This is a genomic window from Actinokineospora sp. UV203 (assembly GCF_056323665.1).
The window spans coordinates 2,078,147-2,101,467 of the sequence record NZ_CM150484.1; the positions used below are offsets into that span (position 1 = coordinate 2,078,147).

Annotated in this window: 23 protein-coding genes and 1 riboswitch; of the genes, 5 read left to right on the top strand and 18 right to left on the bottom strand. The window is 70.4% G+C overall.

The annotated features are described in order from the left end of the window. Positions 1-150: 150 nt before the first annotated feature. Genes nadC through nadA form a run of 3 tightly spaced genes read right to left on the bottom strand, consistent with a single transcriptional unit; the run spans position 151 to position 3,619 of the window. Positions 151-990: a carboxylating nicotinate-nucleotide diphosphorylase gene (gene nadC / locus ACUZ2Y_RS09520; protein WP_476328963.1), complete on the bottom strand. Its 840-nt coding sequence runs from the start codon at positions 988-990 to the stop codon at positions 151-153. Then, positions 987-2,615, bottom strand: a complete 1,629-nt coding sequence (locus tag ACUZ2Y_RS09525; RefSeq protein WP_476328965.1) for an L-aspartate oxidase — start codon at positions 2,613-2,615, stop codon at positions 987-989. Before ACUZ2Y_RS09525 ends, nadC begins: the two co-directional genes overlap by 4 nt. Further along, on the bottom strand, positions 2,612-3,619 hold the full coding sequence (gene nadA, locus ACUZ2Y_RS09530) for a quinolinate synthase NadA (protein WP_476328967.1): 1,008 nt from the start codon (positions 3,617-3,619) through the stop codon (positions 2,612-2,614). The genes ACUZ2Y_RS09525 and nadA overlap by 4 nt, the downstream gene beginning before the upstream one ends. Positions 3,620-3,678: 59 nt before the next feature. Between nadA and ACUZ2Y_RS09535 the strand changes: the two genes are divergently transcribed. Both ACUZ2Y_RS09535 and ACUZ2Y_RS09540 read left to right on the top strand, forming a co-directional pair. Next, on the top strand, positions 3,679-4,398 hold the full coding sequence (locus ACUZ2Y_RS09535; RefSeq protein ID WP_476328968.1) for an NUDIX hydrolase: 720 nt from the start codon (positions 3,679-3,681) through the stop codon (positions 4,396-4,398). Between the two features lie 51 nt (positions 4,399-4,449). Continuing rightward, positions 4,450-5,130, top strand: coding sequence for an LON peptidase substrate-binding domain-containing protein (locus tag ACUZ2Y_RS09540; protein ID WP_476328970.1), 681 nt, complete (start codon positions 4,450-4,452; stop codon positions 5,128-5,130). A gap of 17 nt (positions 5,131-5,147) precedes the next feature. On the opposite strand, the gene ACUZ2Y_RS09545 is transcribed toward ACUZ2Y_RS09540, so the two are convergent. The 4 genes from ACUZ2Y_RS09545 to bioD are packed head-to-tail and all read right to left on the bottom strand — an operon-like array spanning position 5,148 to position 7,861. Beyond that, complete coding sequence (locus tag ACUZ2Y_RS09545; protein WP_476328972.1) at positions 5,148-5,780, bottom strand: DUF2567 domain-containing protein; 633 nt, start codon at positions 5,778-5,780, stop codon at positions 5,148-5,150. A gap of 36 nt (positions 5,781-5,816) precedes the next feature. Then, on the bottom strand, positions 5,817-6,023 hold the full coding sequence (gene bsaP, locus ACUZ2Y_RS09550; protein WP_091374488.1) for a biotin synthase auxiliary protein BsaP: 207 nt from the start codon (positions 6,021-6,023) through the stop codon (positions 5,817-5,819). Further along, positions 6,020-7,057 carry a biotin synthase BioB gene (gene bioB / locus ACUZ2Y_RS09555; RefSeq protein ID WP_476328974.1) on the bottom strand — a complete coding sequence of 346 codons (1,038 nt, stop codon included), beginning with the start codon at positions 7,055-7,057 and terminating at the stop codon, positions 6,020-6,022. Before bioB ends, bsaP begins: the two co-directional genes overlap by 4 nt. A gap of 57 nt (positions 7,058-7,114) precedes the next feature. Continuing rightward, positions 7,115-7,861 carry a dethiobiotin synthase gene (gene bioD / locus ACUZ2Y_RS09560; RefSeq protein WP_476328976.1) on the bottom strand — a complete coding sequence of 249 codons (747 nt, stop codon included), beginning with the start codon at positions 7,859-7,861 and terminating at the stop codon, positions 7,115-7,117. 70 nt (positions 7,862-7,931) lie between these two features. On the opposite strand from bioD, the gene ACUZ2Y_RS09565 reads away from it, so the two are divergent. Further along, on the top strand, positions 7,932-8,183 hold the full coding sequence (locus ACUZ2Y_RS09565; protein ID WP_476328978.1) for a glutaredoxin family protein: 252 nt from the start codon (positions 7,932-7,934) through the stop codon (positions 8,181-8,183). A 15-nt stretch (positions 8,184-8,198) separates the two neighbouring features. Here ACUZ2Y_RS09565 and ACUZ2Y_RS09570 read toward each other — a convergent pair whose 3' ends face one another. The 4 genes from ACUZ2Y_RS09570 to dnaE form a co-directional block, all read right to left on the bottom strand. Beyond that, positions 8,199-9,467 carry an adenosylmethionine--8-amino-7-oxononanoate transaminase gene (locus tag ACUZ2Y_RS09570; protein WP_476328980.1) on the bottom strand — a complete coding sequence of 423 codons (1,269 nt, stop codon included), beginning with the start codon at positions 9,465-9,467 and terminating at the stop codon, positions 8,199-8,201. A 107-nt stretch (positions 9,468-9,574) separates the two neighbouring features. Beyond that, entirely contained in the window at positions 9,575-10,318 is a 744-nt protein-coding gene (locus ACUZ2Y_RS09575; RefSeq protein WP_476328982.1) for a hypothetical protein, read from the bottom strand. A gap of 266 nt (positions 10,319-10,584) precedes the next feature. Then, entirely contained in the window at positions 10,585-11,790 is a 1,206-nt protein-coding gene (locus ACUZ2Y_RS09580) for a cytochrome P450 family protein (protein WP_476328984.1), read from the bottom strand. Between the two features lie 85 nt (positions 11,791-11,875). Continuing rightward, entirely contained in the window at positions 11,876-15,409 is a 3,534-nt protein-coding gene (gene dnaE / locus ACUZ2Y_RS09585; protein ID WP_476328986.1) for a DNA polymerase III subunit alpha, read from the bottom strand. Between the two features lie 60 nt (positions 15,410-15,469). Here dnaE and ACUZ2Y_RS09590 point away from each other — a divergent pair, with 60 nt between their 5' ends. Next, entirely contained in the window at positions 15,470-16,105 is a 636-nt protein-coding gene (locus tag ACUZ2Y_RS09590) for a nucleoside/nucleotide kinase family protein (RefSeq protein ID WP_476328988.1), read from the top strand. A gap of 98 nt (positions 16,106-16,203) precedes the next feature. Beyond that, positions 16,204-17,274, top strand: a complete 1,071-nt coding sequence (locus ACUZ2Y_RS09595) for an AsnC family protein (RefSeq protein ID WP_476331689.1) — start codon at positions 16,204-16,206, stop codon at positions 17,272-17,274. A gap of 120 nt (positions 17,275-17,394) precedes the next feature. Here ACUZ2Y_RS09595 and ACUZ2Y_RS09600 read toward each other — a convergent pair whose 3' ends face one another. The 7 genes from ACUZ2Y_RS09600 to ACUZ2Y_RS09630 form a co-directional block, all read right to left on the bottom strand. After that, positions 17,395-17,649, bottom strand: coding sequence for a hypothetical protein (locus ACUZ2Y_RS09600; protein WP_476328990.1), 255 nt, complete (start codon positions 17,647-17,649; stop codon positions 17,395-17,397). Positions 17,650-17,714: 65 nt separating this feature from the next. After that, positions 17,715-18,644, bottom strand: coding sequence for an RluA family pseudouridine synthase (locus ACUZ2Y_RS09605; RefSeq protein WP_091374454.1), 930 nt, complete (start codon positions 18,642-18,644; stop codon positions 17,715-17,717). After that, entirely contained in the window at positions 18,641-19,249 is a 609-nt protein-coding gene (gene lspA, locus ACUZ2Y_RS09610) for a signal peptidase II (RefSeq protein ID WP_476328992.1), read from the bottom strand. The genes ACUZ2Y_RS09605 and lspA overlap by 4 nt, the downstream gene beginning before the upstream one ends. Positions 19,250-19,267: 18 nt before the next feature. Further along, positions 19,268-20,632 carry an aminotransferase class V-fold PLP-dependent enzyme gene (locus tag ACUZ2Y_RS09615; protein ID WP_476328994.1) on the bottom strand — a complete coding sequence of 455 codons (1,365 nt, stop codon included), beginning with the start codon at positions 20,630-20,632 and terminating at the stop codon, positions 19,268-19,270. A gap of 30 nt (positions 20,633-20,662) precedes the next feature. Then, positions 20,663-20,778, bottom strand: a riboswitch (SAM riboswitch). Positions 20,779-20,856: 78 nt separating this feature from the next. After that, the gene (locus ACUZ2Y_RS09620; RefSeq protein WP_476328996.1) at positions 20,857-22,338 is read right to left on the bottom strand and encodes a potassium/proton antiporter; all 1,482 of its coding nucleotides are present in this window, start codon (positions 22,336-22,338) and stop codon (positions 20,857-20,859) included. Between the two features lie 74 nt (positions 22,339-22,412). Beyond that, entirely contained in the window at positions 22,413-22,688 is a 276-nt protein-coding gene (locus ACUZ2Y_RS09625) for a DUF167 domain-containing protein (RefSeq protein WP_476328998.1), read from the bottom strand. Beyond that, positions 22,689-23,261, bottom strand: coding sequence for a TetR/AcrR family transcriptional regulator (locus ACUZ2Y_RS09630; protein ID WP_476329000.1), 573 nt, complete (start codon positions 23,259-23,261; stop codon positions 22,689-22,691). It lies immediately after the preceding gene. Positions 23,262-23,321: the final 60 nt, after the last annotated feature.

Here is a 23,321-nt window from a genome sequence, read left to right on the forward strand (position 1 = left end):
ATCGTGCGGGTGATGACAGACTGGGCAGGCAGCGGAGCCCCTTGGTAGTGGTTGTCTCGCGAGGACAAACCTGTCTACCGGGGCTCCGCTGTCTCATGATCAGCGGCCCCTTGACGAGACCTCAAACCGCCTAACTGAGCGGCCTTGGGGTTAGCCCCGCAGATCCATGCCCAGGTCCAGCACCGGCGACGAGTGCGTCAACGCCCCGACCGCGAGGTAGTCGACGCCGGTCTGGGCGTACTCCCGCGCGACAGCCAGGGTCAGGCCGCCGGAGGCCTCCAGTCGCGTGCCCGTGCCCTGCGCCCGCTGGACGGCCTTCGCGCAGTCGCTGGCGGTGAAGTTGTCCAGCAGCACCAGTTCCACGCCCTCGGACAGCGCTTCGTCCAGCTGCGCCAGGCCGTCGACCTCGACCTCCAGGAACAGGTCCGGCGCGTGGGCGCGGGCCGCGGCGATGGCCTTGCTGACCGAACCCGCGGCGACGACATGGTTGTCCTTGATGAGGATCGCGTCGCCAAGGCCGAGGCGGTGGTTGACGCCGCCGCCGCAGCGGACCGCGTACTTCTCCAGCAGCCGCAGACCCGGCAGCGTCTTGCGCGAATCCCGGACGGCGGCCTTGGTGCCCGCGATCTCTCGCACCCACTCGGCGGTCGCGGTGGCGATGCCGGACAGGTGGCAGACCAGGTTCAGCGCGGTCCGCTCGGCGGTCAGCAGCGCGCGGGTGTTGCCCCGCAGCACCAACGCGGGCTGACCGGCGACGGCCGCGCCGCCGTCCTCCAGCGCGGACACCACGACCAGGTCCGGCACGACCTGCTCGAACACGGCCAGCGCGGCCGGGATGCCCGCCAGCACACCGGGTTGACGCGGAGTGATCTCCGCGGTGGCCACGGCGTCGGCGGGCACGGTGGCCTCGGTGGTCGCGTCCGGGCCGTACCGGAGGTCCTCCTCCAGCGCGGTCCGGATGACCCGGGCCAGGTCGTCGCGGTCGATCACGCCGCACCTCGCAGAGCGGTCGGGGCGGCCAGGACGGGCTGGCCGGACGGGTTGAGCCGGACGACCAGGCTGCGCCGCCAGTTCGCGTCGTCGCGGACCGGGAAGTCGGTGCGGACGTGGCACCCACGCGACTCCGTGCGGGCCGCGGCGGCGGCGATGAGCGACCGCGCGACCAGGGTCAGCGCCGCGTCCTCCACCGCCTCGCGGGTGTCCAGGGGGCGGACCACGGCGGACACGTCGAGCACCGAGCCCACGACGGCCAGCCCCTCGGCCTCGCGGCCGATCGCGGCGTAGCGGCTCATCACGCGCTGCAGTGAGTCGCGGTCGGCCACGGGCGCGCACGGGATGTCGGAGACGACGGCGAGCCGGGGATCGCCCAGGCGCCCGCCCGCGAGGTCCCCGGCGATGGTCTCCGCGGCCCGTGCCCCGACGACCAAGCCCTCCAACAGGCTGTTGGACGCCAACCGGTTCGCGCCGTGCAGGCCGGTGCTGGCCACCTCGCCCGCCGCGTACAGGCCGGGCACCGCCGTGCGACCGTCGACCGTGGCGATCACGCCGCCGCACGAGAAGTGCGCGGCGGGCGCGACCGGGATCGGGTTGACGGCCGGGTCGATGCCCGCGGCCCGGCAAGCCGCGTAGACAGTCGGGAATCGGGTCGCGAAGTCCACGTCGGCGAGCCGCGTGGCGTCGAGGAAGACGTGGTCGTCGATCCCGCCGCGTCCCTCGGCCATCCGCCGGGTGATCGCGGCGGCGACGACGTCACGCGGGGCAAGGTCGGCCAGCGGGTGCACGCCCCGCATCACCGACGCGCCGGTGGCGTCGATCAGGACCGCGCCCTCGCCGCGCACCGCCTCGGTGACCAGCGGGCAGCGCCCACGCGCGCCCTGGCCGGTGTAGAGCACGGTCGGGTGGAACTGGACGAACTCGATGTCGGCGACCGGCGCCCCGGCCCGCAGCGCGAGCGCGATGCCGTCACCGGTGGCGACGTCGGGGTTCGACGTCGCCTGGTAGAGCTGCCCGAGCCCGCCGGAGGCCAGCAGGACGGCGGCGGCAGTGATCACGCCCGGCACGCCGTCGTCGTCGAGCACGGTCAGCCCGGTCACGGCGCCCGCAGGGGTGCGCAGGGCCTGCACGGCGACGTGGTGCTCCAGGATCGGCAGCCTGCCGTCGCGGGTCGCGGCGAGCAGCGCCCGCTCGATCTCCGCGCCGGTCGCGTCGCCGCCCGCGTGCACCACGCGGAACGCGCTGTGGCCGCCTTCGCGGGTGCGGGCGAGGTTGCCGTCCGCGCCCGGGTCGAAGACCGCACCCAGCTCACGCAGTCGGGTGACCGCGGCGGGACCGTCGGCGATGATCGCCCGGACCGCGTCGTCGTCGCACAGGCCCGCGCCCGCGACCAGGGTGTCGGCGACGTGCTTGTCGACCGAGTCGCCCGCCTCGTGCTCACCGGGCAGGACGACGGCGACGCCGCCCTGAGCCCAGCGCGTGTTGCCCTCGTCGGCGGCGCCCTTGGTCACGACCAGGACCCGCAGGCCCAGGGAATGCGCCCGCAGCGCCGCGGTCAGGCCCGCGACGCCAGTCCCGACAACCACCAGGTCAGCGGACGCCTCCCAGCGCGGGCTGGTCACTCGCCACCACCAGGTTGGCCGATCTCGATCATCCGCTGCACCGCGCCCTTGGCCCGCAGCGCGATCTCGAGGTCGACGTGGACCTCGTCGCGGTTCTCCCGCAGCGAGCGCAGCAGCGCCGCCGGGGTGATCATCTTCATGTAGCGGCAGGACGCGCGGTCGTTGACCGCGGTGAACTCGACGTCCGGGGCGGCCTTGCGCAGCTGGTGCAGCATGCCGATCTCGGTGGCGACCAGAACCGACTTCGCCTTGGTCAAGCGGGCCTGGGTGACCATGTCGCCGGTCGAGAGGATCTTGACCTTCTCACTGGGCACGATGCCCTCACCGGCGAGGTAGAGCGCCGAGGTGGCGCAGCCGCACTCCGGGTGGATGAACAGGTCGGCGTCGGGGTTCGCCGCGGCGCGCTCGGCCAGTTCGGGGCCGTTGATGCCGGCGTGGACGTGGCACTCTCCCGCCCAGATGTGGAGGTTCTCCCGGCCGGTCTCGCGCTTGACGTGCGCGCCGAGGAACTGGTCGGGCAGGAACAGCACCTCGCGGTCCTCCGGGATCGAGCGCACGACGTCGACGGCGTTCGAGGAGGTGCAGCAGATGTCGGTCTCGGCCTTCACCTCGGCCGTGGTGTTCACGTACGACACGACCACGGCGCCGGGGTGCTCGGCCTTCCAGGCCCGCAGCTCGTCGGCGGTGATCGAGTCGGCCAGCGAGCAGCCCGCGCGCTCGTCCGGGATGAGCACGGTCTTCTGGGGGGCCAGGATCTTGGCCGTCTCGGCCATGAAGTGCACGCCGCAGAAGATGATCGTGGACGCGGTGCTCTGCGCGGCGATCCGGCTCAGGGCCAGGGAGTCGCCGGTGTGGTCGGCGATGTCCTGGATCTCCGGGAGCTGGTAGTTGTGCGCCAGCAGCACGGCGTCGCGCTGCTTGGCCAGCCTGCGCACTTCGTCCCGCCACGCGCTGTTCGGCTCCACCCCGCCATAAGGGGTCAGGTCGATCAGTTCCGCGGTCATCGGGCCCTCCTCATTGGTCAGATTTCCGATCCCGAGGTTTTCGCCTTAGAATCGAAAACATGACAGATGCTACCACCGGCACAACGGCTCTCGCGCACGAAGTCCTGGCCGCGGTGCTCCGGGTGAGAGCGGGATCACTGCAGGTGGTGCTGTGGGAGCGCGCGATGGAACCGCACGCGCACAGGTGGTCACTGCCCGGTGGCAGGCTGCGCGCGGACGAGGACGTCGAGGCCTCGATTCGACGGCAGCTGGCCGAGAAAGTCGATGTGCGAAAGGTCTCCCACGTCGAACAGCTGGCGGTTTTCAGCGCCCCCGACCGGGTTCCGGGACCGCGGGTCGTGGCCACCGCGTTCCTCTGCCTCGTGCCGTCGCACCTGGACCCCGAGCTGCCGCCCGACACCGCGTGGCATTCCCTCGACGCCTTGCCCCCCACCGCTTTCGACCACGAGACGATCGCCTTGCGGGCGCAGAGCAGGCTGCGGTCGAAGCTGTCGTACACGAACATCGGATTCGCCTTGGCGCCGCCGGCGTTCACGATCTCGGAGCTGCGCGAGCTGTACTCCGCGGCGCTGGGCTACCGCGTGTCCGCGACCAACTTGCAACGGGTCCTGGCCCGCCGCGGACTCCTTGTTCCGACGGGTGAGACAGCCAAGCCAGGGCGCGCGGGCGGCAGGCCGGCGGCGCAGTTCCGCTTCGCCGACACCCGGATGGCGGTGACCGACCCGTTCGCGGTGCTCCGACCACCAGCCGGTGACGGAGCGCTAGGCCGTACGAACTAACCGTGACCCATCGGACAGCGGAGCGGCGCGCTTCGTCGTAGCGTGGTCCGCGTGGCTGATTCGCTTCCCCTGTTTCCCCTGCAGGCCGTGCTCCTGCCCGGTGCGAACATGCCGCTGCACATTTTCGAGCCGCGCTACCGGCAGTTGACGGTCGACTTGGTCACCGGCACCGTGCCCGACCGGCGGTTCGGGGTGATCGCGATGCGGCCGTCCTCGCACCACGAGATCACCGAGGTGGCGCAACTGCAGGAGATCGGCTGCTCGGCGGCGCTGCGGCAGGCCAAACGGCTGCCCGACGGCAGATTCGACATCGTCTCCACCGGCGACCGGCGGTTTCGGCTGCTCGAACTGGACGCGACGAGCGCGCCGTACCTGATCGGGCAGGTCGAGTGGATACCGGACATCCCCCCGCCGACGGCTCCGGCCGAGTCGGTCAGGATGCTCGCCGAGGCCGCCCGGTCCGCGCACCGGCGCTACTGCGACGCCGCGTGGCAGAGCGAGGACTGGGACGAGCCCGCCGACGACACCGACACCTGCGAACTCGCGCACGCTCTCGCCGCGGACTGCCTGTTGACCATGGAAGACCGGCAGAAGCTGCTGGAGGAAACCAGGCCGCTGCACCGGCTGCGGATGATCATCCGGCTGCTCAACCGCGAGGCCGGCTTGCTCACGGCCTTGCGCGCGGTCCCCGCTCCCCCAACAGAATTCAGCGCACCGGCAAGCCTGAACTAGATCGTGGCCTGCGAGTTCTATCCGAGCCTGCGGCCGAGGTCGTCGTGGCCGTTCCAGGCGGCGGCCAGGCCGTAGGCCATCGCCGTGCCCAGCGGCCAGGCGACGACGGCCCACAGGGATGCCAGGCGCGGGGCCACCGCGACGACGTCGCCGACCTTCGGGACGCCGGTCACGACGTAGCGGGCCTCGGCCCACGAGACGCCGACCTGCGCGGCCAGCCAGGCAGCCACCGCGGAACCGATCACGGCGGCCAGCATGACCACGGGACCACGCCGCTCGCGCAGCATCCACACGCCCGCGCCGGTGACGATGCCCGCGCCGAGGCCCAGGAGCACGAACAACGCCAGGTCGTGAAAGCGGTGCAGGCTCTCCCCACGCACGTTGAACAGCTTGCCCGCCTCGCCGATGATGACGAGCTGCGCCGGGGCCAGACGCGACCACAGCCAGCCGACCGCCATGCCGAACAGCGACACGAACGACAGGATGCTGATCGCCGGAAGCAGGTCGGCCTTGACCACGACCCGGGGCGCGGGGCGGTGCCACATCGGGAACTCTGGGCCGTGCACCTTGGGTTCGGTGCGCACTGTGGAGTCGCCGGAGTCGTCGGAGTAGACGTGCTGCCCTGATTCGACGGGCTGTTCCGTCACCATGACCTCCGCTTACGACGCCTGACGCTGCGCGCGAGCCTAGTCGGTCAGGGCAAGCGTGCCCGCGCTGGTCGACTCGCCGTGTCGGCTGCAGCGCGCCGACCACCCCGCGGGCGTGATCTGGACGATCATCCGGCGGGCGCACTCGCCGCAGAATCGCGGCGGTTCCAAGGCGGCACGCCCCCCGCGGCACGGGGTGTGGTCCCCGTCCGCGGGCGGTCGGCCGCAGTGCACGCAGAACGTCATAGCGAGTCGCTCAGCGCCTTGATCGGCATCTTCAGGTCGGCCAGCATGTCGATGTCCCGCTGGGCCGGTCGGCCGAGGTTGGTCAGGTAGTTGCCGACGATGATCGCGTTGACACCGCCGAGCATGCCCTTCTCCGCGCCCAGGTCGCCCAGGGTGAGCTCACGGCCGCCGGCGAAGCGCAGCATCGTGCGGGGCAGCGCGAGCCGGAACGCGGCGACAACGCGCAGGGCGTCCTTGCCCTCGATCGGCTCGTACTTCTCGTACGGGGTGCCGGGCTGCGGGATGAGGAAGTTCATCGGGACCTCGTGCGGGTCCAGGTCCGCGAGCTGCACGGCGAACTCGGCGCGCTGCTCGTCGGTCTCGCCCATGCCGATGATGCCGCCGGAGCAGACCTCCATGCCCGCCTCGCGCACCATGCGCAGGGTGTCCCACCGCTCCTCCCAGGAGTGCGTGGTCACCACCTGCGGGAAGTGCGACTTCGCGGTCTCGAGGTTGTGGTTGTAGCGGTGCACGCCCATCGCGACGAGCTCGTCGACCTGCTCCTGCGTGAGCATGCCCAGCGAGCAGGCGATCTGGATGTCGTTGCCGGACTCGCGGATGGCCTTGATGCCGTCGCGGACCTGCGCGAGGAGGCGGGCGTCGGGGCCGCGCACGGCGGCGACGATGCAGAACTCGGTCGCGCCGGAATCCGCGGTCTCGCGGGCGGCCTTGACCAGGCCGGGGATGTCGAGCCACGCGGAACGCACCGGGGTCGGGAAGCGGCCCGACTGCGAGCAGAAGTGGCAGTCCTCGGGGCAGCCGCCGGTCTTGACGCTGACGATGCCCTCGACCTCGACCTCGGGACCGCACCACTTCATCCGCACGTCGTGCGCGAGCGCGAGCAGGTCGTCGAGCCGGTCGTCACCGAGCCGGAGGACCTGCAGCACCTGGTCCTCGGACAGACCGACGCCGCCGTCGAGAACCTGTTCGCGCGCGACAGTCAGGATGTCGCCCGCGATCGGGCTGTCCTTGATGTGCTCGGCGGTAGCCGTCACGTTGTTCCTCCTAGTGAGTCCGGTCCGCAGCAGTCTGCCTCATGGCGGACTCACTCGTCAGCGATGTTCCTCACGCCTCGGGCGGGTCTCGGCGACGAGCTCTTTGGCGAACTCGTCCGCGTCGAAGTCCCCACCCAGCCGGGACGCGAGGGACGTGCGGGCCACCAGGGCGAAATCGGCGGCGTCGAGCGCTCCGGCGCCCGCGGGCACGACCCCGATGAGCGGGGCGCCCGCGGCGACCGGCAGGTCTTCGAGATTGTGCAGACAGGCCAGATCGGGCACGGCGGGCCAGGAGCCGACGACGACGCCGTGGCAGATGATGCCGCGACCGCGCAGCGCCTCAGCGGTCAGCGCGGTGGCGTTGAGGGTGCCCAGCCCCGCCTCGGCGACGATCACCACGGGCGCGCCCAGCGACCAGGCGACGTCGGCCAGGGTGCCGCCCGCGTCGTCGAAGCGGACCAGCAGGCCACCCGCGCCCTCGATCAGCACGAGGTCATGGGTGTTGGCCAACTGCCCCGCGACCTGCGCGACCTCCGAGGGCCGCACCGCGGGCATCCCGACCCGCCGTGCGGCCGTGTCTGGGGCGAGGGGGTCGGGGAAGCGGCGAAGCTCCCGGGTGGTCAGCTCACCGGCGAGCCTGCGCACGTCGTCGAGGTCGCCCGGCTCAGCGGCGGAGACACCCGTCTGCGCGGGTTTGAGAACAGCGACACGACGCCCCGACCGCAGTGCGAGCGCGGCGATCCCGGCCGTGACGACGGTCTTGCCGACGCCCGTGCCGGTCCCGGTGATCACGAGGACACTCACGGGGTGACAGGTTAGACCTGGCAACTGGTAGTGACGTAGTCACCCGTCCTCCTCCGTTAGTGTCGAACCCGTGAACAATCAAGTCCTCATCTACAGCGCGGACTGGTGCGGCGACTGCCGCCGGGCGAAGTCCTGGATGACCGCGAACGGCGTCTCGTTCAGTGAGATCGACGTCGAACATGATGAGTCTCAGCGGGACCGCGCGGTGGAGCTGGCGGGTGGGCGGAAGAACATTCCGGTCGTGGTGCTGCCGGGTGGGGAAGTGTTGGTGGAGCCGACGAATTCGGAGTTGGCCGAGGCGTTCGGGCTCTCTGTCGCTTAGCGCCTGTTCCGAGCCTTAGCCCGCTTGGGCGGCGGCCAAGACACCTTCGGTGATGGTGGCGACGTCGTCGGTGGTGCTGACGAATGGCGGCATCGTGTAGATCAGGTCCCGGAACGGTCGCAGCCAGACACCCGCGTCGGTGGCGGCCTTGGTCGCGGCAGCCATGTCGATCGGGTGGTCGAGTTGCACGACACCGATAGCGCCCAGGACTCGGACGTCGCGGACGTGGGGCAGGTCTCGGGCCGGGGCCAGGCCCGCGGTCAGCTCGGACTCGATCCGCTTGACCGTGCTTCGCCAGTCCTGGCTCAACAGCAGGTCGATGGACGCCAGCGAGACCGCCGAGGCCAGCGGGTTGCCCATGAACGTGGGGCCGTGGGCGAGAATCGGCACCTCGCCCTGGGAGATGCCGTCGGCGACCCGGGACGTGCAGAGGGTGGCGGCCATGCTCAGGTAGCCGCCGCTCATGGCCTTGCCGACGCACATCACGTCCGGGCTGATGCCCGCGTGGTCGGCGGCGAAGAGTTCGCCGGTGCGGCCGAAGCCGGTGGCGATCTCGTCGAAGACCAGCAGGACGTCGTGGGTGAGGCACAGCTCCCGCAGGACATGCAGGTAGCGAGCGTCGTGGAAACGCATCCCGCCCGCGCCTTGCACCACCGGCTCGACGATGACGGCGGCGAGGTCGTCGGCGTGTTCCTCGATGACCGCGGCCAGGTGAGCGACGTAGTCGTGCTCGAACTCGGCGGGTGGCACCTCGGCGAAGAGCTGGACGGGCAGGACACCGCGCCAGAGGCTGTGCATGCCGCCGTCGGGGTCGCAGACGCTCATCGGGTTGAACGTGTCGCCGTGGTACCCGCCGCGCCAGGTGAGCAGCTTGGTCTTGCGGGTGCGACCCAGTGACCGCCAGTACTGCAGACACATCTTGATCGCCACCTCGACGCCGACCGAGCCGGAGTCGCAGAGGAAGACGTGCTGGAGCGGAGCCGGGGTGATCTCCACAAGCTTCGCGGCAAGGCGGACGGCGGGTTCGTGGGTAAGGCCGCCGAACATGACGTGGCTCATCTTCCCCGCCTGCTCGGCCAGGGCGGCGTCGAGGACGGGGTTGCGGTACCCGTGGATAGCCGCCCACCACGACGACATCCCGTCGACGAGCTCACGCCCATCCGCCAACCGAAGCCGCACACCCTGCGCGGACTCGACGACCAGCGGATCGTGGGTGCCGGGCATGGGGCCGTAGGGATGCCACACATGCGCACGGTCGAGGGCGATGAGGTCGTCAGGGCTCACCGTTGCAGGCTAACCGCCGAATCAGGTGCGACGAATCAGAACCTGAGCAACGTCACTGTCCACGTGGGCCGGGCGACAGCTCTCTCAGCGCGAGCCGCGAGCAGGCGTCACAGGTGGGCGGAGACCTCTTCTCCGGCGAGTTCCTTGCGGCGGGCGACGAGGCGGGCGATGTCACGGCCCTGGTCGGTCGGGAGGATCCACTCGCCCGGCGGCACTGCGATGCGCACCGCGGGGCCTGGGGTGACCGTCACGTTCAGCTCCCCGACCCCCGGGACGTGCAGGGTGGCGCGGCGGGCGACCATGACCTGTTCGATCGTTCCGACGTCGTCGAAGTCGACGGTGGAGCGGGCGGAGCGGAGCCTGCCTCGGCTGCCGATGAGGGTGATCCGGTCGGCGCCGACCAGCAGTTCCAGGCCGCGGGCGCCGCGGGCGGGCCAGGGGACCTCGACGGGCGAGTCGGCGAATTCAGCTGTGTACGGCAGGAGAACCTGCCTGCGCGCCCGGTCCGCGACGGTGAAACCCAGCAGTCCCAACGAGACCGCCCCCAGCGGAGCGGTCATCCAGGCGACGGCGGGCACACTCAGCCCGAGGTACGCCCCGGACACCACGCCGAGCACGGCGGCGGCGTGCGGCCAGCGGCGCGGGCGGAAACGGTGGAGGGCGAAGTAACCCACACCCGCGAACAAGATGAGGGCGGGCACAGCCACCCCCGGCAGCCAGCCACCGAACACCAGAACCGCGGCGATGCCCAGCAGCGGCCCAAGCGCGATCACAGCGGCGAGTTGCGGTCGCACCCGGCGCAGCCGGGCGGCCACCACGCCACCACTGTCCTGACCATGTTGCCCCCGCACCAGGTCACGGTACCCAATGCGGTGGCCAGAACCTGGGATTACGGTGGCGTGGCGTGCTCTCGCCGTCGTCGCGTTCCCGCGTTATGTGAGTCTCCTCGGCCTCAATTGTCCAAGTCGTTGCGCGATCAGCGAGCTTGGCACTTGGTGGCACTTGTCGACAGCGCGCTATTGGCTGTGTCGGACTGCCAGGGCGGCCACGACAAGGAGGCCCGGTGCGCGGCGCCGGTGGGGCGTGTCGAGAGTGCCCAGTCTGCTGTTGCCCTCGGTCAGCCTTGGGGGCGCACGCGTAGTTCTTCCAGGCCTCGGATCATGCTGTTGCGCCAGCGCAAGTCGTCCTTGTCTTGGGCCAGGGTCATGTTGGGGAAGCGGGACAGCAGGCCGCCAAGGGCGATCTCGGCTTCCATTCGCGCCAGGGGGGCGCCAACGCAGTAGTGGATGCCGTGGCCGAAGGCGAGATGACCGCCGGCGTTGCGGGTGACATCAAGTTGGTCGGCGTCGGGGAAGCGGGCTTCGTCGCGGTTGGCGGCGGTGACGGCGACGACGACGAACTCGTCGGCGGGGATCTCGGTGTCGCCCAGCACCAGCGGTTGGGTGGTGCGCCGGAAGGTCGCCAGGTTCACCGGGCCGTCGTAGCGGAGGAACTCCTCGATGGCACCCGAAAGCAACGTGGGGTCGGCCTTGAGCGCCGCCAACTGGTCCGGGCGGGTGAGCAGGCCGAGCATGGCGTTGCCGATGAGGTTGACCGTGGTCTCGTGACCCGCGACAAGCAGGAGGAAGGCCATGGAGACCAGTTCCTCGCCGGAGAGCCGGTCACCGTCCTCGCTGGCCTCGATCAGGGCGGTGAGCAGGTCGGCGCTCGGCTCGGCGCGCTTGGCCTCGACGAGGCCGATCAGGTAGGTCTGCATCGACGCCGCCGCGTTGTGCAGCTTCTCGGAGCGGTCGTTCGACAACAGCAGGTTCGACCACGACCGGAAGTCGTCCCGGTCGTCGACCGGGACGCCGAGCATCTCGCAGATCACGGTGATCGGCAGCGGGAAGGCGAAGGCCTCCAACAGGTCGATCTCGTCGGCGCCTTCCATCCCCGCGAGCAGGTCTTCGGTGATCGCCTCGATGCGTGGCCGCAGGTGGTCGATTCCGCCCGCGGTGAACGCCTTGTTGACGAGCTTGCGCAGCCTGGTGTGGTTCGGCGGGTCCGTGTTGAGCATGTGCGACGACAGGCTGGTGCTGAAGTCGACGCGCTTCGCGCGGGGCGCCAGGTGGCGGTCGATGACGTCCGCGGACTTGCGGATATTCTTGCTCAGCGTCGGATCCGCCAGCGCCGCGCGCGCCTCGGCGTAGTCGGTGACCAGCCAGACGCGCACCCCGGTCGGCAGCTCGACCTTGCGGACCGGACCGGTTGAGCGCAGTTCGGCGTAGACCCCGTACGGGTCCTCGATGAATCGGGCGCCGAGTTTGATGTCGTTGTCCAGCACGAAATCCCCCAGTGGTGCGCGGTTCGAGCCCCTTGGCTTCCACCGTACTCACTTTCGGGATCACCGCGAGTAGTTGTCCACAGGCTTAGGAGAGGCAGCCGGGACCCAGCAGCGCCTTCAGGTCCCCCATCAGCGACGGCGACGGGCTGACCCGCAGCGCGTCGTCGAGTTTGAGGAGCGTCTGCCGAGGTCCGTTGATCAGTTTCAAATGGACTTCCGTGGTTCCCGGGTAGGAACCGAGGACGTCCTTGAGCTGCGCGACCAGCGGCGGTGTGCACTTGGTCGCCGCCATGATCAGCCGGAACGGCGCGCCCGCCGCGTTGGACAGGTCGGGGACCGCGAGGTCGTTCGCGATCAGCGAGGTCCGGTCGTCGCGCTTGGCGACCCGGGCCTTCACCAGGACGATCGCGTCCTCCAGCACTCCCATGCCGATCACGGCGTACGTCTTCGGGAAGAACAGCACCTCGATGCCACCCGCGAGGTCCTCGAGCATCGCCGAGGCCCACGGTTCGCCGTTGCGGTTCACCCGTCGGTTGACCGAGGCGAGAATCCCGCCGATCACCACCTGCGTCCCGTCGGGGATGCCGCCTTCGAGGATCGCCGCGATGGACGTGTCGGACTGCGAGGTGAGCACGTGCTCCACCCCGTTGAGCGGGTGGCCCGAGACGTAGAGGCCGAGCATCTCCCGCTCCAGCGCGAGCTGGTGCTTGGACTCCCAGACCTCGTCGGGCACCCGCACGTCGAAGACGCTGGCCACCTCCTCGTCCGCGCCACCGGCCGCGCCGAAGAGGTCGAACTGGCCGACCGCCTCGGCCTTCTTGGTGTCCATGACCGCGTCGATGGCGTCGGTGTGGATCAGGAACAAGCCCTTGCGCGGGTGCTTGAGCGAGTCGAACGCACCCGCCTTGATCAGCGATTCGACGACCTTCTTGTTGCAGGCCACCGCTTCGACCTTGCGCAAGTAGTCGGAGAAGTCGGTGAACTCCCCCTTCTCGGTACGCGACTTGATGATCGAGTCGACGACGTTGGCGCCGACGTTGCGGATCGCGCCGAGGCCGAATCGGATGTCGCCGCCGACCGGGGCGAACTCCTTCTCCGACTCGTTGACGTCGGGCGGCAGGACGGTGATGCCCATCTTGCGGCATTCGGCCAGGTAGACGGCCGCCTTGTCCTTGTCGTCGCGCACACTCGTCAGCAGTCCGGCCATGTACTCGGCCGGGTAGTTCGCCTTGAGGTAGGCCGTCCAGTAGGAGACCAGGCCGTACGCGGCGGAGTGCGCCTTGTTGAACGCGTAGTCGGCGAAGGGGACGAGGATGTCCCAGAGGGTCTTGATCGCGTCCTTCGGGTAGCCGTTCTTCTCCATACCGCCGGAGAAGTTGACGAACTCCGCGTCCAGGACCTCTTTCTTCTTTTTACCCATGGCCCGGCGAAGCAAGTCCGCTTGTCCGAGCGTGTATCCCGCCAGTTTCTGCGCGATCGCCATGACCTGCTCCTGATACACGATCAGGCCGTAGGTCGTGCCGAGGATGTCTTCCAGCGCCTCCGCCAGCGCGGGGTGGATCGGGGTGATTTCCTGCTGCTTGTTCTTGCGCAGCGCGTAGTTCGTGTGCGACTTGGCGCCCATCGGACCCGGCCGGTAGAGCGCGCCGACCGCGGAGATGTCCTCGAAGTTGTCGGGACGCATGAGGCGCAGCAGGTCGCGCATGGGCCCGCCGTCGAGCTGGAACACGCCGAGCGTGTCCCCGCGCGAGAGCAGCTCATAGGTCGGCTTGTCTTCCAGGCCAAGGGTTTCCAGGTCCGGCACCGGTTTGCCGTTGCGCTCGATGTTGCGCAGCGCGTCGTCGATGACGGTCAGGTTGCGCAGGCCGAGGAAGTCCATCTTCAGCAGCCCGAGCGACTCGCACGTCGGGTAGTCGAACTGCGTGATGATCGACCCGTCCTGCGGGCGCTTCCACAGCGGGATCGTGTCCATCAGCGGCTCGGCGCTCAGGATGACCGCGCAGGCGTGCACACCGGCGTTGCGGATCAGGCCTTCGAGGCCGCGGCCGGTGTCGATGATCTCCTTGACCTGCGGGTCGCTGTTGTACAGCTCGCGGATCTCGGTGGCCTCGGCGTAGCGCTTGTGCTGCGGGTCGAACAGGTTGTTGAGCGGGATGTCCTTGGCCATGACCGCGGGCGGGTAGACCTTGGAGATCTTGTCCGCGACGGCGTAGCCGGGCTGCCCGAACAGCACCCGCGCGGAGTCCTTGATCGCGGCCTTCGCCTTGATCGTGCCGAAGGTGATCACCTGCGCGACCTTGTCCGCACCCCACTTCTCGGTGGTGTAGCGGATGACGTCACCGCGCCGACGTTCGTCGAAGTCGATGTCGATGTCGGGCGGGCTGACGCGGTCGGGGTTGAGGAACCGCTCGAAGATCAGGCCGTGGGCCAGCGGGTCGAGGTCGGTGATGCCCATCGCGTAGGCGATCAGCGCGCCCGCGGCGGACCCTCGGCCGGGGCCGACCCGGATGCCGTTGTTCTTCGCCCACTGGATGAGGTCGGCGACCACGAGGAAGTACGCCGGGAACCCCATCTGGGTGATGACGTTGATCTCGAACTCGACCTGCCTGCGGTGTTCCTCGTCGATGCCGCCGGGGAACCGCTTGTGCATGCCCTCCCACACCTGCTGCCGGAAGAACTCGTCCTCCGTCATGCCGTCGGGGATCGGGAACTTCGGCATCAGGTTGCGGAATTCGAACATCCCGCTGATGTCGACCTTCTCGGCGATCACCAGCGTGTTGCGGCACCCCTCCTGCCAGGGGTCGGAGGAGTCGATGGCGCGCATCTCGTCGGGCGACTTGAGGTAGTAGCCGGTGCCGTCGAACCGGAATCGCGTCGGGTCTTGCAGCGTGCTGGCCGTCTGCACGCACAGCAGGGCGTCGTGCGCGTCGCGGTCTTCCTTATAGGTGTAATGCGAGTCGTTGGTCACGACGAACGGGAGGTCGACCTTCTTCGCGACGGCGATCAGCCCGTCGCGGACCCGGCGCTCGATCTCGATGCCGTGGTCCATCAGCTCGACGAAGAAATTGCCCTCGCCGTAGATCTCTTTCCAGGCGCCCGCCGCGGCGACCGCCTCGTCGAACTGGCCGAGCCGGAGCCGAGTCTGAACGTCACCGGACGGGCAGCCGGTGGTGGCCATCAGACCCGCCGAGTGCTCGGTGATCAGCTCGCGGTCCATCCGGGGCCACTTGCCGAGCTGCCCCTCCAACGACGCCAGGCTCGACAGCCGCATCAGGTTCCGCAGGCCCTGGTCGTCGCGGGCCCAGATCGTCTGGTGGTTGTAGGCGCCGCTGCCGCCGACGTCGTCGGACTTCTGGCCCGGGTCACCCCAGCGGACCCGGTCCTTGTTGAAGCGCGACCCAGGTGCGATGTAGGCCTCGATACCGAGGATCGGCTTGATCCCGGCGCCTTTGGCCTGCCGGTAGAAGTCGTAGATGCCGTTGGTGTGACCGTGGTCGGTGATGGCCACCGAGGTCATGCCGAGGCGCTCGCACTCGGCGAACATGTCCTTGAGCTTGGCCGCTCCGTCGAGCATCGAGTACTCGGTGTGCACGTGAAGATGAGCGAAGGAGTCAGCCACGGGCACACCTTAGTCGGGCCGTCGGACAGTTCTGTGGACCGGCACGCGAGACAAGGAAGGATGGCGGGTGTGCGTTTCCGACCGCTTTCGCCGCCCGCTCTCATCGACGAGGTGTCCGCGCAGGTGGCGGCCCGTCCGGAGATCACCCGCGTGATCATCGATGGTGCGCCGCCCACTCGCCCGGACGTGCTGGCCGACCGGCTCGGCGAGCGGCTGCGGGTGCTGGGCCGTCCTGTGTTGAGGGTCTCGGCGGCCGATTTCCAGCGCGCCGCGTCCCTGCGGTTCGAGCGGGGACGTACCGATCCGGACGCCCGGTACGACCAGTGGCTCGACGGCGGAGCGCTGCGGCGTGAGGTACTCGACCCGTTGGGGCCCAACGGGTCGCGTCGAGTCCTGCCGCGACTGTGGAACACCGAGACCGACCGCGCCGCACGCGCCGACTACGTCGACCTTCCCGATGGTGTGGTGCTGATCGACGGCGAACTGCTCTTGGGCCGTGGGCTGCCGCACGACTACTCGGTGCACCTGTGGCTCTCCGCGCCCGCGCTGGCTCGCAAGCTCCCGGAGAGCGAGCACTGGGCGCTGCCCGCGTTCGCCCGCTACGACGCCGAGGTGCGCCCGCTCCATATCGCCGACACCGGTGTGCGCGCCGACGACCCGCTGCGCCTGGCCGTGCTCGACGACGCCCCGGTGTGAGCGGGCGAACACGCAAACGGATCTTCGCCGGGCCGGTGTGACAGCTTCCGGCGCAGGACGATGGGTGACCCGGTAGCGTGCGATCCGTGACGGATCCCATGGACGCACGGGTACTCGGCGTAGTCGCCGAGATGGGCCGTGCCGCGGTGCACGAGGTGGCCGCGCGGCTCGGCATGGACCCTCGCGAGGTGGCGTCCCGACTGGTCGCGCTGTCCGCGGCGGGTGTGCCGCTGCTCGTCGGCGTCGAGTGCGACCAGAACGGTGTGCGGGCCGCGCTGGCCCGGATGACGGCCCCCACCAACTACGGAGCGCCGGCCCCGGGACACGTCGGACCCGGTCAAGGTGTGCACGGCACGCCGTCCGGGGTCTATGGCGCGCAAGGGACGCCCTCGGGCGTCTATGCCGCTCAGCAGACACCGCCTGGCCCGTCCTACGGCGCGCAGGGCACGCCGTCGGGTGCTTACGGAGCGCAAGGGACGCCGTCCGGGGTCTACCCGCCGCCCGCCGGGTACCAGCAGCAGCCCTACCAGCAGCAGCAGTTCCCGCCGTCAGGCCCGCACCAGGTCCGCACCGGCCCGCCCAGCCAGCCGTTCCCCACGCCGACCGGCCCGCCGAGCCAGCCGTTCCCGACGCCCGCCGAGCCGATCTCCACCTGGGGCCCCCCGGGCAGTTCGTCGTGGGCGCGCGGCGACCAGCCTCCCGCCACGACCATGGCCGACGACCGCACGCGACCCACGACCCGCCCCCGCAGGCAGGGCGTCGCGGGCGAGACGCTGCAGGCCGAGGGCCTGGAGGGCGAGCGGCTGTCGATCCAGCTCGTCGAGGTCGTCGACCCGGCCGACTACCTGTTCACCGCCGCGGGCTATCGGCTGCAGCCGGGCGAGCGGTCGGTCGTCGTGCACACCGAGCTGACCAACCGCGGCACCGTCCGCTTCGGCACGCTGCCCGACCTCTACCTGGTCCTGGTCACCCCGGACGGCAAGTCGATGTCCAAGGCGCCGGTGTCACTCTCGTCCCGGCCGCCGCACCGCATCGGCGTGGCGCCGGGCGAGACCGCGGGCGGACACACCGTGTATGTCGTGCCTGAGGACCTTGAGATCACCGCCGTGCAGTGGAGCCCCCGCCCGGATGAGGAATCCCGGACGCTCACCTGGAAGATCGAGAGCTAGTCCGCCTCCCCGGAATTTTGAGTTGGGGTCACCTGCCGGATGATGGTGCGGGTTGGTGGGCAACCGTGGTCGGCTGCCGTCACGGTCCCCTTAGGTGGCGGTTCGATGGGCCATGCAGGCCTAACGCCTGAATAGTTTTCCCAGCCAGCTCTTCTTCTCGGTGGCCGGGTTAGCCACCGGGATCGGCGACGTCGGCGGCTCACGGTCGTAGCGCACCTCGTCGGGGCTCACCCGGACCGTCTCGTCGACGTCGTCCGGCGACGCGCCGATCACCGACGGCGCGGCGCCGTCCCGCATGAACCGACCGTGTCCCCCGGTCGCGAACGGATCACCGTCGTTCGCGCCATCCCACTTCGCCTCGCGCTGATCGCTCATCGCTCCCCACCCTCTTACCGACTCTCCGACCCAAACTAGCCCAGAGCGACACGAACGGGTGGGATTCAGTAGTCCGCGGCGAGCAATTCCAGTGCCCCGGCGAGATCGGCGGGGTATTCGCTGGTGAATTCGACCCACCGGCCGTCGTCGGGGTGGTGGAAGCCGAGCGTGCGGGCGTGCAGCCACTGGCGGGTCAGGCCGAGGCGCTTGGCCAGGACCGGGTCGGCGCCGTAGGTGAGGTCACCGACGCACGGGTGCCGCAGCGCGGAGAAGTGCACCCGGATCTGGTGGGTGCGCCCGGTTTCGAGCTTCACGTCCAGCAGTGACGCCGCGCGGAAGGCCTCGATCGTCTCGTAATGGGTGATGCTCGGCTTGCCGCCCGCCACCACGGCCCAGCGGTAGTCGTGCTTGGGGTGGCGGTCGATCGGCGCGTCGATGGTGCCGACACTCGGATCCGGGTGGCCCTGGACCAGCGCGTGGTAGCGCTTCTCGACGGTTCGCTCCTTGAACGCGCGCTTGAGCACGGTGTACGCGCGCTCGCTCTTGGCGACCACCATGACGCCGGTCGTGCCGACGTCGAGCCGGTGCACGACGCCCTGGCGCTCGGCGGCGCCGGAGGTGGAGATGCGGATGCCCGCGCCCGCGAGTCCGCCGATCACGGTCGGGCCGGACCAGCCGGGGCTGGGGTGCGCGGCGACACCGACGGGCTTGTCGACCACGACCACGTCGTCGTCCTGGTGCAGCACGATCAGTCCCTCGACGGCGATCGCCTGGACCTCGATCGGCCGCTCCGGCTCGGGCAGCGTCACCTCGAGCCACGTGCCCGCGAGCAGACGGTCGGACTTGCCCGCGGGCCTGCCGTCGACCAGCACGTCGCCGGACTCGGCGAGCGCGGCGACGACGGTGCGGGACAGGCCCAGCAGCTTCGACAGGCCCGCGTCGACACGCATGCCGTCTAGTCCATCAGGCACGGGAAGGGTGCGGGAGTCGCTCATGTGGTTTCTTTCGCCTTGGCCGAGGTGTGGGTGCCGTCGTAGTCGCGGCCGAGCATCGCCATGAGCACGATCAGGCCGCCGCCGACGCAGATCGCCGAGTCGGCGACGTTGAACACCGGCCACACCTCGCCGTTGGGTCCGAACACCGACACGAAGTCGATCACGTGGCCCTGCAGCACGCTCGGGGCACGGAAGACGCGGTCGGTCAGGTTGCCGAGCGCGCCCGCGAGGACCAGGCCGAGGCCCAGCGCCCAACCGGCGGACCGCAGCTTCGGGATGACCCAGATGATCGCCACCACGACACCGATCGCGACCAGGCTCAGCAGCCAGGTCATGCCGGTCGCCATGGAGAACGCGGCGCCTGGGTTGCGCACGAGCTGCAGGTAGACGGCGCCGCCGAGCAGCCGGACCGGGGCCTCGCCCTCCAGCGTCGCGACGGCGATGATCTTGGTGACCAGGTCCGCGATGAACACGACCAGCGCGGCCGAGATCAGCAGCAGGCGGCGGCGGGCGGGCGGTGCGGACAGTGCGGACGCTGCCGGTTCCGACTCGGTCGGGGTATCACGGTCGTCGCCGCGCTCAGTGTTCACCGGCCCATTGTCCATGGTGTGCGAAGCGGCCGGTCAGGACACCTCTCGCAGGAACGACGGCAGCGGCCGCGCGTCGGCCGCGGGAACCCACCGGCCGTCCACCTGCGCGTAGGTGAAGGCCGGTCCGTCGGCGACCAGCGAGCGCAGCGCGGCGACGAGCCGGTCGACGTGTTCGGCGGTCGAACCGAGGCCGAGGCTGGCCCGGACGGCCCGCTGCTGGTCGGCGCCGGCGCGGTCGAGGAGCCTGCGGGTGGCGATGTGCGCGCAGAACGCGCCGTCGCGGACGCCGATGCCGTGCTCGGCGGACAGGACAGCGGCGGTGAGACCGGCGTCGAGGCCGTCGACGCTGAAGCTGACCACGCCGACCCGGTCCTGCTCGGGACCGAACAGTTCGAGGACCCGCAGGCCGGGGATGCCCGCGAGGCCTTGGCGCAGCCTGCGCAGCAGGGTCCGCTCGTGCGCGGCGATGTCGTCCCAGCTCTGCGACAGCGTCTCGCAGGCGACCGCGAGCGCGTGCACGCCGACGACGTTGGGCGAGCCCGCCTCGTGCCGCTCCGGCACGGCCGTCCAGGACACGCCGAGGTGGTCGCCCCAGTCGACGACCTGGCGGGTGGCGCCGCCGCCGACGAGGTACGGCTCGGCCGCCTGGAGCCAGTCGGAGCGCCCGATCAGCGCGCCCGCGCCATAGGGGGCGTAGAGCTTGTGCCCGGACAGGACGACGTAGTCGACGTCCAGTGCCCGGATGTCGACCGGCCGGTGCGGGGCGAGTTGCGCGGCGTCGAGCACGACCCGGGCGCCGTGGCGGCGGGCGACCTTGGCGAGTTCGGCGATGGGCCACACCTCGCCGGTGACGTTGGACGCGCCGGTCAGCACCACCAGCCGGGGACCGACCGGGCAGGTGCTGAGGGCGGCGTCGAGCGCGGCGATGGTCGCGCCCGCGTCGGCCGGGGTCTGGACGCGCTGGACCCGCGGGCCGCGCCACGGCAGCAGCGCCGCGTGGTGCTCGGTGTCGAACAGCACCACCGAGGTGCCCTTGGGCAGCGCGCGGGCTAGCAGGTTCAGGCTGTCGGTGGTGTTGCGCGTGAAGACCACCGCGTCGGTCGCGCGCGCGCCCACGAACCGGCGCAGTGTGTCGCGCGCCTGCCCGTAGACCCGGGTGCACACCTGCGAGGCGAAGCCCGCTCCGCGATGCACGCTGGCGTACCAGGGAAGCAGCTCGTCCACGGCGTCGCGCACCGCGTCCAGACAGGGCGCGCTGGCGGCGTGATCGAGATTGGCGTAGCCGACCTGGCGGCCGTCGAGCAGCGGCACGGTCAGGCGGGCGCCGACGACTGTGGGCACGGTGGACTCACTCGGGTCAGCGGTGCGTGCGGTCGGGAAGTTGATGGCGAGCGTCAAGGCAGGCCTCCGGGTCCTGGGACCCTCATGGGTCCGCGCTTGCCCGCTCGCACCACGCGACGGGCCAGGTCCTCACCCGGGGCACCCCACCGCGGAAGGAGGGTTGCCGGTCAGCGAGCCGGGGCTTGACGCTGACACTCATGACCTTGGTCTCGACCCTAGCCGACCACCCGGGCGCACCGCACTGTCGTCCAGATTCTGGGAGTCCGGATTCTGGGAGTCGATCAGTCCTTGCCGGTTTCGCCCTTCCAGCGGGCGTAGCGGCCCGCCCGGTCGACCGCGCGGATCCGGGTCTCGGTGGCCGAGCGCACGGCCTGGGTGGTGACCACGAGGATCTGGTCGCCCTCCTGCAGTCGGGTGGTCGGGCCGGGGGTGAAGCCCTTGCCGTCCCGGGCGACCAGGCTGACCGTGGCGCCGGGGGGCAGGCGCAGCTCAGCCAGGTACACGCCGTGCAGCTTCGAGCCTGGCGGGATGGTCACCTGCAGCAACTCGGCGTCGAGTTCGTCGAGGGTGGCGACGTCCACCTCGACCTCCTTCGGCTTCGCCCCCGGATCGAGCCTGAGGGCACGCGACAGCAGTCCGAGGGTGCTGCCCTGTACCAGAGTCAGCACGATGACCAGCACGAACACCGCGTCGACCAGCTCGGTGGCGCCGGGCACGCCCTGCGACAGCGGGATCATCGCGAGCACGATCGGCACCGCCCCGCGCAGTCCCGCCCAGGAGAGGAACACCTGTTCTCGCCACGGCACCCGGAATGGCGTGGTGGAGATCAGCACGGACAGGGGTCTCGCCAGGAAGGTGACCACCGCCCCGGCGACCAGCCCGGGCACGATCGCGTCGAGCAGCCGCGACGGTGAGGCGAACAGCCCGAGCAGGACGAACAGGCCGATCTGGGCGAGCCAGCCGAGACCTTCGGCGAAGGAGACGGTGTCAGCCCGGTGCGGCAGCTTGGAGTTGCCCAGCACCAGGCCCGCGATGTAGGTGGCGAGCAGGCCGGAGGCGTGCGCGGCCTGCCCGCCCGCGAACGCCAGGACGCACACGGCGACCGTGGCGAGCGGGTACAGGCCGGTCGCGGGCAGCGCTGCCCGCCGCAGGGCGTGCGTGCCGAGCCAGCCGAGTCCGACGCCGATCACCGCGCCGAGGCCGAGTTCGTAGGCGAGGGTGAGCGGCAGGGTCCAGGTGACCGGGTCGGTCGAGGCGAGCAGCACGACCGCGATGTAGCAGGGCGCGTCGTTCATGCCGGACTCCAGCTCCAGCGAGCCGACGAGCCGCCTGGTGACCGACAGGTTGCGCAGGACGCTGAACACGGCGGCGGCGTCGGTGGAGGCCAGCACGGCACCCCAGAGCATGGCCATCCGCCAGTCCAGGCCGAGGATCCAGTGCAGCATCACCCCGGCGACCCCGACGCTGATCACGACCGCCACTGTGGACAGTGCGATTCCGGGCCCCAGCGCGGGTTTCACCTCGTCCCACCGGGTGGTGAGGCCGCCTTCGGTCAGGATGAGGACCAGCGCTGCCAAGCCGAGCGCCTGCGTCAGTTCGGCGTTGGAGAACTCGATGCCGAAGCCCGCTTCGCCGATCAGGACGCCGATCACGAGGTAGAGCAGCAGCGAGGGCAGACCGACCTTCACCGACACGCGCACCGCGAGCACGGCCGCGAGGATCACGGCCGCCCCGATGCCGAGCGCCAAGGTCAGATCAGCCACGCTACCTCCACGTTGTCAGACGCATTCTCCCCTGCCGCGGGACGGCAGGCGTCTTTCGACAACCAGTCCCCGTGTCACCGCTCGTCGAGCAGCCGGTCCAGAGTGGATTTCGCGTCGTCGGGAGGGGGATCGATCTCGACGACCTTGTCCCGGCCGCGGTCCCCCGTGACGATGTGGACGTCCTGGCGGCGCACGCCGAACGCGGCGGCTAGCGCGCGGCGCACTGCCTCGTTCGCCTTGCCCTCGACCGCGGGCGCGGCGACGGCCACGACCAGCGCGTCGGTCCACCGGCCGCCGACCTTGGTCTTACGCGCGCCCGGCTTGACCCGGACCCCGAAGCGGAACGCCATTCACCGCTCCGCAGGCGGCACGAGGATGACTCGCAGCACGTCGTCGACGTAGGCACGCCTGCTCGACGCCGAGCGCGGCAGCGTCTCCGGCGCGGCGCGCATGAGCTGAGCCTGTCCGAGGTAGACGGAGTAGGCGACGATAGCGCGCCTGCGCGCGGCCGCGCGGGTGAAGCCGATGTCGGCGAACTGTGTGACCAGATAGGCGATCCGGCGCTCAGTCACCCGCGCGACGGCCGCGGACACCACGGGATCGGCGGTGGAGGCCAGCAACGCCAGTTCGATGCCGATGGCGTGATCGCCCGCGAGGATGGCGCCGAACAGCAGCCGCAGCCGCTCCTCGGCGGTGGCGCCTCGGTCGGCGAAGCCGATCACGCCTTCGGTGTGCTCCCGCTCCCACCGGGCGAGCGCGGCTTCGAGCAGCGCGTCCCGAGTCGGGAAGTGCCAGTAGAGACTGCCTTTCGTGGCGCCGACGCGAGCGGCGAGCGGCTCGACGGCGACCGCGGCCGCGCCGCCTTCGGCGATCGCCTCGAGCGCGATCGCCGTCCAATCGTCCTTGGTCCTTCTCGTCGACACCCCCATACGCTACCGTACGCCGCGAACCATACGGTTCCGTACGGAAGGCTGTGACGATGA

Excerpts from the sequence above, each read along its gene's own strand:
- nadA (WP_476328967.1), bottom strand. The coding sequence starts at position 3,619 with ATGACCGCGGAACTGATCGACCTGACCCCTTATGGCGGGGTGGAGCCG.
- ACUZ2Y_RS09625 (WP_476328998.1), bottom strand. The coding sequence starts at position 22,688 with ATGGCGTTCCGCTTCGGGGTCCGGGTCAAGCCGGGCGCGCGTAAGACC.
- lspA (WP_476328992.1), bottom strand. The coding sequence starts at position 19,249 with ATGGACAATGGGCCGGTGAACACTGAGCGCGGCGACGACCGTGATACC.
- bsaP (WP_091374488.1), bottom strand. The coding sequence starts at position 6,023 with ATGACGTTCTGCGTGCACTGCGGCCGACCGCCCGCGGACGGGGACCAC.
- ACUZ2Y_RS09535 (WP_476328968.1), top strand. The coding sequence starts at position 3,679 with ATGACAGATGCTACCACCGGCACAACGGCTCTCGCGCACGAAGTCCTG.
- ACUZ2Y_RS09600 (WP_476328990.1), bottom strand. The coding sequence starts at position 17,649 with ATGAGCGATCAGCGCGAGGCGAAGTGGGATGGCGCGAACGACGGTGAT.
- ACUZ2Y_RS09605 (WP_091374454.1), bottom strand. The coding sequence starts at position 18,644 with ATGAGCGACTCCCGCACCCTTCCCGTGCCTGATGGACTAGACGGCATG.
- ACUZ2Y_RS09595 (WP_476331689.1), top strand. The coding sequence starts at position 16,204 with ATGGACGCACGGGTACTCGGCGTAGTCGCCGAGATGGGCCGTGCCGCG.
- ACUZ2Y_RS09545 (WP_476328972.1), bottom strand. The coding sequence starts at position 5,780 with ATGGTGACGGAACAGCCCGTCGAATCAGGGCAGCACGTCTACTCCGAC.
- ACUZ2Y_RS09590 (WP_476328988.1), top strand. The coding sequence starts at position 15,470 with ATGGCGGGTGTGCGTTTCCGACCGCTTTCGCCGCCCGCTCTCATCGAC.